We start from the raw sequence: 13,899 nt of genomic DNA, 5'->3' as shown, positions 1-13,899 counted from the left end.
CGTACTGCCGATGGTACTGCTGTCACAAGCGGGAGAGTAGGAAGGTGCCACCTGAATGAAATTAAAAAAGAGAGCCTGTCCAGAAGACAGGCTTTTTTGTTGGTGGCCATAAGAACATCAAAGGCGCCTATCGCTACTAAAAGAAACCAGTATCTAAGCAAATTCAACTTCCTGTAAAGAGGCTAAGGTTATTTTAACCAAAAGCTGTTCTTCTAAAAGATCAGCCCAAGCGTTCATATAGGCGATAACATCTTCACGCAGGTTGTGCTTTAGGTAGCGTTTTTCGATGGGAAAACGGGCTAAGACTTGCCGATCGTCCAATCGCTCAAGATGCTTTAAATCTTCAAGCATTAGCCCGGCACGTAGCATTTCATTGATAAGAAGATCGATAGGCATTTGGCTAGTTGAGCAGTAGTCTTCGGCCTGTTCATTCCAATCACCGTGGCGTTGCATAGCGTGACGGTGAATCTGGTCTTTATTGAGTTTTGTTAGTGCCTGAGCCAAATTACCACAATTACAGCCGCCCATATGACCCCATTGGTATGGAGAGCCATTTTTTAAGCTTTGAGCTGTTTTACGGAGCGCATTGATTAATTCGGGAGTTGGACGTGCCATAACCGTGAAGGATTTATTGGCGAAACAGACCGTTTTATTAATTTGTTCGGCTAAAAACTAAAAAGCCCGTCTCGTGAGACGGGCTTAGACTAGCGGACTAATTCCATTAAGTCTTTATCATTTACTTCTTTCCGAATATCAGCCATATCCAGGAAGCGCGTGTAAATACCATCGAGGGTTGGCTTGTCATAACGGAAGCCTAACAATTCGAGCCGGTGTTTTAAGGCGTGGCGGCCACTACGAGCGGTCAGAACGATCGAAGATTTTGGAACACCAACATCATGCGGATTCATGATCTCGTAGTTCTCAGAATGCTTTAAAAAACCATCCTGGTGAATACCTGACGAGTGAGCAAACGCATTTCGACCCACAATGGCTTTGTTTGCCTGAACAGGCATACGCATCATTTGAGACACTAAGTTGCTTAGCGGGAACAAGCGTGTCGAATCGACATTTGTGTATAGGCCTAATTCCTTCTTCACCTTAATGGCCATTACGACTTCTTCAAGCGATGTATTACCTGCCCGCTCACCAATGCCGTTCATGGTTACTTCTACCTGACGTGCGCCGTTCATAACGCCTGCGAGCGTATTTGCTGTCGCCAGACCCAGATCGTTATGGCAGTGAATTGAAATCGTAGCCTTATGAACATTAGACACGTGTTCGTATATATACGCAATTTTTCGACCATACTCGTCTGGCAGGCAATAGCCGGTTGTGTCTGGAATATTAACAACCGTGGCTCCAGCATTAATAACGGCTTCTGTTAATTGGGCCAGGAATGCCAGATCGGCACGGCCAGCATCTTCGGCATAAAACTCTACATCTTCAACGTAGGTTTTTGCATGCTTAACAGCGGCAATAGCTTGCTCCAGAATTTTCTCCCGTGTGCTACCGAATTTATTCCGAATGTGAATATCCGATGAGCCAATTCCGGTGTGAATACGACCTCGTTTAGCCCACTTGAGCGCTTCACCTGCTGCATCGATATCGCCTTTTACAGCCCGGCTAAGTGCACAGATCGTAGGCTCTGAAACAGCTTTCGAGATTTCGACAACGGAACGGAAATCACCGGGACTTGAGATAGGGAAGCCTGCTTCAATAATATCGACACCTAATAGTTCCAGTTCTTTGGCAACCACAATTTTTTCTTCGGTGGTCAACTGGCAGCCTGGCACTTGTTCGCCATCGCGCAAAGTGGTATCGAAAATATAAACTCGTTGGCTCATGGTCCGATATATATTGAAAACGTAAAAATTTATTGGTCTATAAAAAAGGCCCTTTCCTGTTGAGAAAGGGCCTTTTCGTATGGCATATCCTTCTCTCCGTTCTATAAAACGTTTAGGTTTTGCAGTCGGTTAGTAAGGGAAATAGGCATAATTTGATTTGCGAAATTTCGCTGGTCGCGTAAATACGCTACAAAAATAACCATTTTGAAAAAGAGTGCAAGGGAATACACAAATTTTTTCAACTGATGATCGGTAGGTAATTATGCATTCAGACGTTGCAGAATTTGCTCGCCCATCGCATCGGTGCCAAGAATTTTATCGACTGGCGTAGTGCTATTGGCAATGTCGCGCGTGCGGAAACCTGCTTTTAATATCGCATCTACAGCGTCGATAACCGTCTGCGCTTCTGCCTTAAGGCCAAAGGAAATATCCAATAAGAGCGCTACGCACAAAACTGATGCTAATGGATTGGCTACGCCTTTACCTGTAATATCGTGTGCCGAGCCATGAATGGGTTCATAAACCCCTGTGCTGTCGCCAACCGAAGCCGAAGCCAACATACCCATTGAACCCGCAATCTGACTGGCTTCATCGGTTAGGATATCGCCAAAAAGGTTACCGGTCACGACGACGTCATACCGCTTAGGATCTTTGATCAATAACATGGCCATCGCATCCACAAACTGATGCTCAACGGTAACGTCTGGATACTCAGGTGCCAGGGATTGAACGACTTCTCTCCACAAGCGGCTGCTTTCGAGTACGTTTGCTTTATCAACCGAACACAGTTTTTTACTGCGTGTACGAGCGGCTTCGAATGCCTTCCGAACAATACGCTCTACTTCATATTTGCTGTAGATCATGGTGTCGTAAGCCGTATTGCCTTCGTCAATACGTTCACGTTTACCGAAGTAAACATCACCCGTCAATTCCCGGAAGAACAGAATATCAGCGCCACGAAGAATCTCAGGCTTGATACTCGATGCGTCGAGGAGTTCGTCGAAGAGTTTGATTGGGCGAAGGTTAGCGTACAAGCCAAGCTCCTTACGCATTTGTAACAACCCCTGTTCAGGACGGACTTTAGCCGATGGATCGTTATCGTATTTGGGATGACCTACAGCGCCAAATAAAATGGCATCGGCCTCCTTCATTTTAGCTAAAGTTTCGGCTGGTAGGGGAGAACCTGTGGCTTCGATGGCAACGTGGCCAATGAGTGCTTCATCGTATGAAAACTCATGCCCGAATTTCTGAGCAATAACTTCTAAAACCTGTTTGCCAACGGCGGTCACTTCGGCTCCAATGCCATCGCCTGGCACCACTAGAATGTGTTTTTTCATTTTTTCAACTGAAAGAAAAAGCGAATCGACGCTCAATCTTTCTTTAGGGAACTTATAGCTAGATGGAATTAAACAAAAGAATTATAACCTACTGAGGGCGAACGGCTTCGGCAATGACATTTTTGCCAATAACCTGGCCTACGGTCAATATATCAAATACACGACTTACGGGAAAGATGGCCCGGTCGTAAAGAATAACGGATTCTTTAGTAATCCGACCGTCTTTTCCTAACCACTTATAGAGTAACGAGATAAAGTAACCTGCGAAATCATAATAGCGGCAATCGGTGACCCGAAAGCCTGCATCTTCCAGAATCTGACGAACCAGTTTTTTATCGTAGCGACGATAATGGCCAACGTGCTCGTCCATATTGCTGAAAATCTCCTGGCGAGCAGGTACAAACACCTTAATGCGACCGCCCGGCTTGAGCTTGCTAAATAGCTCTTTTACGATTTCGCCATGGTGCTCGATGTGCTCCAGTACGTTGATTGTATAAATTAAATCATACTTCTTGGTGAGCTGGCTAATGTCGGTAAAAACCGGCTGTTTAATTAACGGCAAAAGATCAGGATCGATTTCGGCCGCATCGACGCTGCCTAGTGGAAATCGATTGGCATACTCCCCATTACCAGCCCCAAAATCCAACACGGCTTCGCCAGGACGGATATCACGAGATACCCACTTATACAGGCCGCTGTTGTAGTTAACAGCGTGGCTCATAATAGCCAAATTGTCTGATCCGTTATACTCTACTTTTTCCGCCGTTTGTTTTGCCTGGCTCATAAAGGACAAATTAAATCTGATCTCGTTTTAGGCTTTGTTAACTAGAACACGAAGTTATTAAACGAATCGTCATTTTTAATCTAGCGTATTCAGCATTTTTTGAGTGGCTTTAATGGCGGATACAGTTTGGTCAGAATCAAGGCCCCGCGTTTTAAATTCCTGCTTTTTGTGCTTCCAGGTGATTGTCGTTTCGCAAAGAGCATCGGTTCGCCCACCGGTCGGTCCGGTTGGTATCCGAACCGCATAATCGGTCAATACCGGTAGCGTTAGCTTCTTTTTACTGTAGATTTTCTTCAATGCATTCATAAACGCATCGTACTGACCATCACCCTGCGCGTTTTCTTCGAATAACTCTTCATCGATACGTATTCTTAACGTGGCAGACGGTTTTAGATCCTTTGAGTGAGTCAGCACGTAATTAAGTACCTCCACCCGCGAAGCGATGGCACTTGTGTTCAATACGTCAGAAATGATATACGGCAAATCTTCCCGCGTCACGACCTCTTTCTGATCGCCTAATTCGATAACTCGTTGCGTTACTTTTTTGAGATCGACCTCTGATAATTGGATGCCAAGTTCGCGCAGGTTGTTCTCAATGTTCGCTTTTCCTGACATTTTCCCGAGTGCATAGCTGCGTTTTCGGCCAAATCGTTCAGGGAGTAAGGCGTTGAAATACAGGTTGTTTTTCTTGTCGCCGTCGGCATGAATACCTGCTGTCTGTGTGAATACGTTATCGCCAACAACAGGTTTGTTATCTGGAATGCGAAGCCCCGAAAATGTTTCAACAATCTTGCTGACCTGATACAGAGATTTTTCAACAACGCCCATTTTAACCTCAGGCTGGAAATCGCGCAAGACAGCTATGGCGCTGGCCATTGGCGCATTTCCAGCCCGTTCGCCTAGCCCGTTAACCGTCAGGTGTAGGCCATGCGCGCCCGCCCGAATTGCCTCCATTACGTTAGCGATACTAAGGTCGTAGTCGTTGTGTGCGTGGAAATCGAAATGCAGGTTGGGGTAGCGATTGACTACCTGACTAATAAACGAATACGACTCAGATGGAGTCATCACCCCAAGCGTATCGGGCAGTAGTACCCGGCGAATAGGTTGCGTTTGTAAGAAGTCCAGATATTGAAGCACGTACTCAGGCGAGTTACGCATACCATTACTCCAGTCTTCCAGATACACATTGACTTGTAAACCCGATTGTTGCGCCTGGGTAATAACCTGCTGGATATCGGCAAAATGTTCCTCTGGAGTTTTCTTAAGCTGGTGAGTCAGGTGATTGAGCGAGCCTTTCGTCAACAAGTTCATTACCTTGGCCCCCGACGCACGCATCCAGTCGAGCGAGGCTTGGCCGTCGACAAAGGTTAGTACCTCAATTTTATCGAGCAGGCCAGCTTTGGAAGCCCATGCCGTAATCTGCTGCACAGCCTCCAATTCTCCTGCCGATACGCGTGCCGAAGCCACTTCTACGCGGTCGACTTTAACTTCGGTAAGCAGTAATTGGGCTAGTGCTAATTTTTCGGACGCAGAAAACGACACTCCGCTGGTTTGTTCACCATCGCGAAGCGTCGTGTCCATGATTTCAATATAACGACGTTTCATTTTTAAGGAGTGAAAGAGTGAATGAGTGAATGAGCGAAAGTGGGGCTTCAATGGCGAAATTGTTTACGCGCAAGCCCCACTTTCGCTCATTCACTCTTTCACTCTTTAGAAGGGTCTCGCGTCGGCGAAGGCTTCGATTTCGCTTTTCATCGACAGGAGATAATCGATGTCGTCGTAGCCGTTGGTGAGGTTATGCTTTTTGTACTCGTTGATGGCAAAGCTTTCGATCTCGCCCGTAGCCAGTATCGTAATGGTCTGCGCCGGAAGATTTACTTCCAGTTCGGTCTTTGCATCGGCTTCGATGGCTGCAAAGATTTTTTCCAGAAACTCAGGGCTAACCTGAACGGGTAAAATGCCGACGTTGATTGAGTTGTTCCGGAAAATATCGGCGAAGAAGCTCGATACCACACAACGGAAACCATAGTCATAAATGGCCCAGGCTGCGTGCTCGCGGCTCGATCCGCTACCAAAGTTTTTACCACCGACCAGGATTTTGCCTGAATAGGTTGGATTGTTCAGGACGAAATCGGCCTTAGGCGTATTGTCGTTGTTGTAGCGCCAATCGCGGAAAAGGTTGTCGCCGAATCCTTTGCGTTCAGTCGCTTTCAGGAAACGGGCAGGGATAATTTGGTCAGTATCAACGTTCTCAATGGGCATGGGAACGGCACTGCTCCGGAGTATAGTGAATTTGTCGTAAGCCATAGGAAATTAGGTTTTCGGTTTACGGTATTTGGTTTACTGTTGGCTGATGCACAGTTGCTTTCGCTTTAGCCAACAGTAAACCAAATACCGTAAACTATAAACTATATAAACTGTCTTGGATCAGTAACAACACCAGTTACGGCAGCCGCAGCAGCAACGAGTGGGCTTGCCAGCAAGGTGCGTGCACCGGGGCCCTGACGACCTTCGAAGTTGCGGTTTGATGTTGATACGGCGTATTTACCAGCAGGAACTTTGTCCTCGTTCATGGCCAGACAAGCCGAACAACCGGGCTGCCGTAGTTCGAAACCAGCTTGGGTCAGAATATCCAGAATACCTTCGTCTTTGATTTGTTTCTCCACCACGTGTGATCCGGGTACCAACCAGGCCGTGATGTTATCCGCTTTCTGACGGCCCTTCACGATAGAAGCAAACGCCCGGAAATCTTCAATCCGACCATTGGTGCAACTGCCGAGGAATACAAAATCAACGGGTTTGCCAATCATGGATTCGTTTTCGGCGAAGCCCATGTACTGAAGCGATTTTTTGTAGCTGGCAGAACCATCTTTTACGGCTTCGGCTACTGGAATCTGGTGCGTTACGCCCGTTCCTAAACCAGGGTTTGTGCCGTAGGTGATTTGCGGCTCGATATCGGCTGCGTCGAACGTAAGATCTACATCGAACGTAGCGCCTTCGTCGGTTTTGAGCGTTTCCCAGTAAGGAACCAGTTTGTCCCATTGTTCGCCTTTGGGCGACAATTCACGACCTTTTAGGTAATCGAGCGTGGTTTGGTCGGGGGCAATCATGCCTCCCCGAGCACCCATTTCGATGGTCATGTTACAAACCGTCATCCGGCCTTCCATGGTCATGTTCTCGAATACTTCACCCGCGTATTCGACAAAATAACCGGTAGCACCGCTGGCCGACGTTTGCGAGATGATGTACAGAATTACGTCTTTGGGTAATACGCCTTTGCCCGTTTTACCATTGACCGTAATCCGCATTTTCTTCGGCTTCGGCTGCATGATACACTGCGTTGCCAGCACCATCTCAACTTCTGAGGTACCAATACCGAAGGCAATGGCGCCAAAAGCTCCATGTGTTGAGGTGTGCGAGTCGCCACAAACGATGGTCATGCCAGGTAGTGTGATGCCGTTTTCGGGACCTACTACGTGTACAATACCATTTTTAATGTGGCCCAGCCCCCAGTGTGAAATGCCATATTTAGCCGCATTCCGCTCCAAAGCTGCTAATTGATTGGCCGACATAGGATCAGCAACAGGCAAATGCTGGTTTATGGTTGGCGTGTTGTGATCGGCGGTTGCGAATGTCCGTTCAGGAAACAGGACAGGTGCATTACGTCCTTCGAGGCCCAGAAAAGCCACTGGGCTGGTTACTTCGTGAATAAAATGACGGTCGATGAACAATACATCGGGACCATCTTTTACCTGCCGGATGACGTGCGCATCCCATACTTTATCGAACAGGGTTTTTGGGGTACTCATAGTGGTTAGTAGGTAACTGTTAAATACCTTTTTGTCATTCCGACGTTAGGAGGAATCTTAAGCTTGACTAATACGAAACTTTAAGATTCCTCCTAACGTCGGAATGACAAAAAGCGGAGAAACGTGATTACAAAGTTGCAGAATCTTATTCAATCCCGTATCCCGTCATTCGTCCAGTAAATAGCGATTTTAGTTCAGGGGGTTAAATTGGGTGTAAAACCGTATTTGTGGCCAAGAGAAAGATTACCGTGTTTTCTATGAGCTAAATGAAGGAGTACCAGCTTTTGACGCGTCTGGCTAGCGTAAGAGTTAGTCTATAGCAAAATCTAGGGTACAGGCCGTTCCTAGTTGAGGTGTCGGTATTCAGTTGGCGATTTGCCTGTTTTCGTCTTAAATATTTTTGTGAAATGGGATGGATGTTCAAATCCGAGTTCAAATGCAATGTCACTAATCGGTTTGGCGGAACCCCATAAAAGCGTTTTAGCTTTTTCTGTCAATTGCAGATGGATATGTTCTTGCGTGGATTTTCCGGTGTATCTTTTTAAAAGATCGGATAAATAATTGGCCGATAAATTAAGGGCTGATGCAAAGTAGTGCACGTCGGGTAAGCCCATGTCTATCAGGGTTTCATTGTTGAAATAGTCTTTAAGCATCCGCTCAAAACGCTGTGCAATGTCATTATTGACTTTCGACCTGGTAAGAAACTGCCTATCGTAAAACCTGTCGCAGTAGTTTAGCAATAACTCAATATTCGCTTGAATGAGTACCTGGGTGTGCTTATCAATATTCTGGGAATACTCTTTTCTGATACGCTCTACACAATCTTTTACAATTAACTTTTCATCCTCTGAAATATGCAGGGCTTCATTTATATCATAATGAAAAAAAGAGTACGAATTCATTTTGGTACCTAAAGGCGAATTATTCAACAGATCAGGATGAAATACCAGACCCCAGGCCTCTTCTATGTGAAGGTCGGGGTCTGATGAAATAACCTGATTGGGGGCCACGAACATCAAGGTGCCTTCCGTAAAGTCGTAGTGCGACATGCCATAGTTTAAAACACCGGTCATCTTTTTAAAATGGATGCCATAAAAGCCCAGACGGTAAAATGTATCGGGCTGGATATTACTTCTGTTTGCTTCTTTCAGGTCTATCAACGAAACCAACGGGTGCCTGGGCTTCGACCACCCATACAGCGTATGCAAATCGCTTATTGACTGAATATCTACGTATTTGGTTTGCATAGTCTGTAGTAGTTAGCACTAATTGATGAGCTGGTTTCGCATTTTCAGGATGAAATCTTCATCCTTATTTTTCGCTTTCAGGTCGATGAAAAACTGTGCGTCTTCGCCAACTACATAACGCAATTTGATTTTACCATCGGTTACGGCTTCGTAAATTGTATGGGCAACATCGGCGGCACTTGCTTTGGGTAGGTGGCCCGTCATCTCGGTAAAACGCCCAAAGAATTTACCAAAAACGTCGTTGCTGTAAGCCGGTAGATCGCTCGTAACGGTTTCTCTTGTGTTCCGGAAATTTGTAGTAATGGAACCGGGTTCTATTACTTTAACGGCAATATTTAATGGAGCCAATTCGTGGGATAAGCCTTCAGAAAGACCTTCGACCGCAAATTTTGTACTGTTGTACAAACTGCCGAATGGTAAGGCTACTACACCACCAAATGAAGAAATGTTGATGATTGCCCCACCGCCATTGGCTCTTAGGTAGGGCAAAACGGCCTGGGTTACATCCATTAAACCAAACACGTTTACGTCGTATTGCCTTCTGATCTGTTCCGTTTTTGCGGCCTCAAAAACGCCCATCAATCCGTAACCTGCGTTGTTGACCAACGCGTCGATGGTACCGAATTTGTCTGCACCTTCTTTAACCGCTTTTGGGATTGATTCGGTGTCCTGTACATCTAACGCTGTAACCAGTACATTGTCCAATTGCGTTAACTCTTGCTCTTTTTCTGGCGAACGCATGGTGGCAATTACGTTCCAGCCTTTTTGTTGAAACAGTTTGGCTGTTTCTTTTCCGATGCCCGATGATGCCCCTGTAACTAGGATTGTCTTAGCCATTTTTTGATTTTTGTTTTGTTGTGCAAAGCTCAATATCTGGCCAGCGGGCGGCTTATATATTTAAAGGTTTGTCTTATACTTTTGAAGGTTGCTGGTAAAATGCTTGCCATTGATCGACTAGGTAATGGGGAATAGCGATCACTCCCGTGGCCAGATGTTATCGGTGGTATTAGCATCCGGGAAACGGCCATGCGGATCAAACGTTAGCTTTTTGATCTTGCGTTCGCCAAAATTCAAGACTGCGTTAAACGTGCGGTTTCCATCAAACCAAACGGACGCAGGCCAGGTAACTTCGGCCGTGGTGGCATCGATCATTTTGGCATTAGGCATCGTTTTAATGGCAGGACCTGTTGGATCGAACTCAACCTTCAGCACCACTGGCGATGGCATCTGGCCTGCCTCATGAACGGTTACCGTAGTCTGGCCGTTGGCTGTTTTCACGCCCTGAATCGACCCTTCGACTGTGTCGGTTTCCCATAGCCAGTAATACCAGAACCATTCGAGATTCTGGCCTAATTCATTGTTCATGAAGAAGATATAATCCCAGGGGGACGGATGCTTGAACGCCCACGTGGCTGTATATTTTTTCATGGCGTTTATCACGGCCTGATCGCCTACAATGCCACCCAGCATAGAGAGCATCAGCGGAGTTTTGCCGTAGGTTTGAAACCGATAGCCACTACCAGCATCGTTGGCGCTCCACATCATGGGCGCTTCGTTTTCGTCGCCACTCATGCGGCCATAGCTTTGTCCCAAACCATCTAGGTTATAGGGTTTCCCGTCTCGGTCGGCGGCCGAGAGAATATTCATGTACTGGTTGAAGCCTTCATCCATCCAGCCGTAACGGGTCTCATTCGTGCCCAGCATCATGGGCCACCACTGGTGCCCGGTTTCATGGTCAGCCGCCCCCTGATTGGAGTTAATGACCATTGGGTATTCCATGCCCGCGCTTGGGCCATCCTGTAAGGTCAATTGAGGAAAGGGATAAGGTGCCCAAAGCGCCGAATAAAACTCAAGTGCATGGCGCGAAAGTAGCCCCGCTTTTTCGAAGAATTTAGCACGCTCGGGGAGGTAAACCATATGAATCGGAATAGCGCCTTTGCCGGGAATGGTGGCACGGGTTGCTTTCCAGACAAAGTTTTCGGCGGTTGCCCAGGCAAAATCATTGACCTTGTCGGCCACAAAATGCCAGGTAAGTTTGTCGCCCGGTGCCGTTGCTTGACCAGGGCCTTTTTCGGTTTCGCCTACAATGGTTACTTCATCGTTGGAGTTAAGAACGGTGGAAAGTCGCTGCCGTGCCGTTGCGGTTAACACTTCGTTTGGATTCTGTAGGATGCCTGTACCGCTGACAATCCATCCGCCGGGTACAGTGATGGATACATCGAATTTGCCGAAGTTATTATAGAACTCCGAAGGGCCAAGATAAGGGCTTGTTTCCCAGCCGCGCAGATCATCGTATTTCCCAAGGCGTGGGTACCATTGGGTGGGCTGAAAAAGTTTGCTGTCAAATCGTTGCGTCATGCGGTGCCCTCGTCCGTTTGGACCACCGGGAAGCTTGGTGTGCCAGTCAATTTCCAGCTCAACCGTTGTGCCTGCTTTAACCGGATCAACCAGATTGATCGTCGCTATCGTTTGCGTAAGCCCGGATACTGTCATTTTTGTAGTGGGTGCTGTACTCCGACCAAATGGCGACGGAGTGGGAGCTACGGCTGTAAGATCCACTGGCTGACCAGCTACTTTCAGGCTCGTTAAAACCATACCGTCCGTTGCTTCGGCTGGTACAGATGCTCCGCGCTGGGCTTCTGGCCGAAACAGGTTATGATCAAGGCGCAGAACAATCGTTTTCAGGTCGTACTGGCTATTGTTATGCATGCTAATTTTTTCTGACCCAGTAATTGTCTGCGTTGCCGGATCAAGGCTTGCCTTTATGGTATAGTCGGCCTCTAATTGCCAGTAATTAGGTCCCGGTTTGCCAGAGAAATCACGTGTGCCGGCCTTGAATGCGTTTTGGATGGAGTTTGTCATCGGAACATCAAGCCGAATCGAGCGTTTCGAGGTCTCGACTGTTTTCCGGATTGGTGAACTCGTTTGTTGAGCTGAGGCAACTGCGCTGCTTATCAGGAGTGTAAGGAAGGTAATTCGTGCAATCATAGTTGATGAAGTGTTTAAACGTTACTGGCTAGATAGACAAGGACAGTTAGTCTTTCTTACCGCCTTTGAAAATCCAGGAAACGCCGTATTTATCGGTGAGTTGGCCATAGCTCCCAAATGGCATATTATTCAGCTCAATGAATGTTCTGGTATCCTTATCTGCTCCGTCTGCCAGTTTGTCGAACACTGTTTTTACGTCATCATATGTTTCGCCGACGACATATATGCTGAACGTGTTTCCCGGTTTTGGCTCGAGTTTAGGAGAAGCCATCCAGTCGGTAGCCGAAAAATCGATAGCACCACTTTTCAGTTGGGCGTTGATAATCCGGTCATGTTTTTCGGGAGGGAACTGGTCTTTCATGGGCGTATCGCCGAGCTTGATCAGCGTCAAGTCTCCACCAAGACACGTTTGGTAAAAGGTCATTGCTTCAGCGCAATTTCCGTCGAATAGAAGAAAGGGGGTACAGTGTAACATATAGGTATAGGATTAATTACGTCGTTTGGGTGTAAAACCGTATTGGGCCTTGTACGCTTTAATAAAATGTGATACGCTTTCATACCCGATTTCCATACTTACTTCCGATACGTTTTTATCCGTGTTTCGGAGTAGAAAGTGAGCGTGTTCAAGCCGCTTCAGTCGTATCCAATGACCGGGCGACGTATGAAAGTGTTCTTCAAATTCGCGTTTAAATCCGGAGAGACTACGGCCTGATAATCTGGCCAATTCGCTCATCGATAGTGGTTTAAGCGAATAGGCATTCATCAAATAATCGAGGTCGATTTTCTGACCCTGATAAATGTGCCACAAAATAGCCCGCAGTCGCCCTAATGTATCGAGTTCGAGAAGATGAAGCAATAATTCCTGAAACTTGAGTCGTAAGAGATCATTCAGAAATGGTGTTTTGGAGCCAAAATAAGGCAGTAGCGAATCAATAAACGTGGCAAACGTAGGCGATGAGGAGAATGATAAAATCAGGTCCGTCGGGAGGGAGGTAGAGGCTGATTGAAACAGCGATAAATGTTGATTGACAAACTCTTTCAGCATTTTCTCATTCACAAAAAACACCAGACTTCGGTAGCTGTTGTCGATTGATTCGTTCATGGAGTAGCACCCCCGCTGAAAAAACAGAATGTCGCCTTTGCGAACGTGCAACTCCTGCGTGGGTGAACTGAATTTCTTCTCGCCCTCAAGTACCACAATGACGGCATGCTCCTCAAAAAAGACCTCATTCCGCTCTGGATATACGTCGCTGCGATACGCGACAAACTTCATTTCGGAAGCGTCGGGGCGCCGAATATTCAGCGATTCAAACTGATTGGCCTGGATGGAGGAAGGAACGCGGAGCATGAAGGATTATTGATTAAGCTTTCGCCAAAATCTCACCTTCAACGTAATCTCTCAAATACGTTGGGTCAAAATCATAGCCATTAGGCCAATAGATACCGCTTCCCCGCTCGTATAAATGAACTTGTTTGAAGTAGTCAAGGTCAGCTAGGGGCTTTGTAAGCGGGTTATCTTTAATATATGGCTTAAAATCAATTAACTTTTCTAGGCCATCGGTGAAGCGAAAACGAATACAGTAGTTTTCTAGTACTTCAAAGTTTTCAATTTCTGCCATAGTCTTCGATCAGTTTAAAGGATCAATTGGCAATAAGTCTTCGGGTTTACGTGCTTTCTCCCAGTTATTTACTAATTCTTCCCGATGCTCAATTGCCCATTCGGTTACTAACGCTCTGGCACGTTTAGGAAGCTTACCTTCTATGTATTCTAACGTTTGAATATTAATTAACGCTTCATCATTACCATAAATAGCATGAAAATGTGGTGGGTTGTGGTCATTATAAAACATTCGGATAATAATCCCATAAAAGCGGCTAATCTCAGGCATA

At 46.4% G+C, this 13,899-nt stretch carries 14 protein-coding genes; all 14 read right to left on the bottom strand.

Translation table 11 applies throughout. From position 1 onward, the window contains the following. Positions 1 to 153 precede the first annotated feature (153 nt). Complete coding sequence (locus ACYVGR_RS19045) at positions 154 to 615, bottom strand: hypothetical protein (protein WP_460959548.1); 462 nt, start codon at positions 613 to 615, stop codon at positions 154 to 156. Between the two features lie 89 nt (positions 616 to 704). Continuing rightward, entirely contained in the window at positions 705 to 1,844 is a 1,140-nt protein-coding gene (locus ACYVGR_RS19040; RefSeq protein WP_460959546.1) for a 2-isopropylmalate synthase, read from the bottom strand. A 260-nt stretch (positions 1,845 to 2,104) separates the two neighbouring features. Then, complete coding sequence (leuB, locus tag ACYVGR_RS19035; RefSeq protein ID WP_460959544.1) at positions 2,105 to 3,181, bottom strand: 3-isopropylmalate dehydrogenase; 1,077 nt, start codon at positions 3,179 to 3,181, stop codon at positions 2,105 to 2,107. Between the two features lie 88 nt (positions 3,182 to 3,269). Beyond that, the gene (locus ACYVGR_RS19030) at positions 3,270 to 3,965 is read right to left on the bottom strand and encodes a class I SAM-dependent methyltransferase (RefSeq protein WP_460959542.1); all 696 of its coding nucleotides are present in this window, start codon (positions 3,963 to 3,965) and stop codon (positions 3,270 to 3,272) included. Positions 3,966 to 4,040: 75 nt separating this feature from the next. Continuing rightward, positions 4,041 to 5,570, bottom strand: coding sequence for an alpha-isopropylmalate synthase regulatory domain-containing protein (locus tag ACYVGR_RS19025; protein WP_460959540.1), 1,530 nt, complete (start codon positions 5,568 to 5,570; stop codon positions 4,041 to 4,043). A 105-nt stretch (positions 5,571 to 5,675) separates the two neighbouring features. Then, positions 5,676 to 6,272, bottom strand: coding sequence for a 3-isopropylmalate dehydratase small subunit (leuD, locus tag ACYVGR_RS19020; protein WP_460959538.1), 597 nt, complete (start codon positions 6,270 to 6,272; stop codon positions 5,676 to 5,678). A 101-nt stretch (positions 6,273 to 6,373) separates the two neighbouring features. Beyond that, complete coding sequence (gene leuC / locus ACYVGR_RS19015) at positions 6,374 to 7,774, bottom strand: 3-isopropylmalate dehydratase large subunit (RefSeq protein WP_460959536.1); 1,401 nt, start codon at positions 7,772 to 7,774, stop codon at positions 6,374 to 6,376. A 344-nt stretch (positions 7,775 to 8,118) separates the two neighbouring features. Further along, positions 8,119 to 9,021, bottom strand: a complete 903-nt coding sequence (locus ACYVGR_RS19010; RefSeq protein WP_460959534.1) for a helix-turn-helix domain-containing protein — start codon at positions 9,019 to 9,021, stop codon at positions 8,119 to 8,121. A gap of 18 nt (positions 9,022 to 9,039) precedes the next feature. After that, positions 9,040 to 9,858 (bottom strand): SDR family oxidoreductase, encoded by an 819-nt coding sequence (locus tag ACYVGR_RS19005; RefSeq protein ID WP_460959532.1) that lies wholly within the window; start codon positions 9,856 to 9,858, stop codon positions 9,040 to 9,042. A gap of 138 nt (positions 9,859 to 9,996) precedes the next feature. After that, the gene (locus ACYVGR_RS19000; protein ID WP_460959530.1) at positions 9,997 to 12,009 is read right to left on the bottom strand and encodes a M1 family metallopeptidase; all 2,013 of its coding nucleotides are present in this window, start codon (positions 12,007 to 12,009) and stop codon (positions 9,997 to 9,999) included. 46 nt (positions 12,010 to 12,055) lie between these two features. Next, positions 12,056 to 12,484 carry a VOC family protein gene (locus tag ACYVGR_RS18995; RefSeq protein WP_460959528.1) on the bottom strand — a complete coding sequence of 143 codons (429 nt, stop codon included), beginning with the start codon at positions 12,482 to 12,484 and terminating at the stop codon, positions 12,056 to 12,058. Positions 12,485 to 12,496: 12 nt separating this feature from the next. Further along, on the bottom strand, positions 12,497 to 13,357 hold the full coding sequence (locus ACYVGR_RS18990; protein WP_460959526.1) for a helix-turn-helix transcriptional regulator: 861 nt from the start codon (positions 13,355 to 13,357) through the stop codon (positions 12,497 to 12,499). Between the two features lie 13 nt (positions 13,358 to 13,370). Further along, the gene (locus ACYVGR_RS18985) at positions 13,371 to 13,628 is read right to left on the bottom strand and encodes a DUF2442 domain-containing protein (RefSeq protein ID WP_460959524.1); all 258 of its coding nucleotides are present in this window, start codon (positions 13,626 to 13,628) and stop codon (positions 13,371 to 13,373) included. A gap of 9 nt (positions 13,629 to 13,637) precedes the next feature. Next, a complete protein-coding gene (locus ACYVGR_RS18980) occupies positions 13,638 to 13,898 on the bottom strand; it encodes a DUF4160 domain-containing protein (protein ID WP_182460033.1) in 261 nt (86 codons plus the stop codon). Position 13,899 lies beyond the last annotated feature (1 nt).

The sequence above is a fragment of the Spirosoma litoris genome (assembly GCF_054776755.1).
This window is presented reverse-complemented; position numbering and strand designations above follow the sequence as displayed.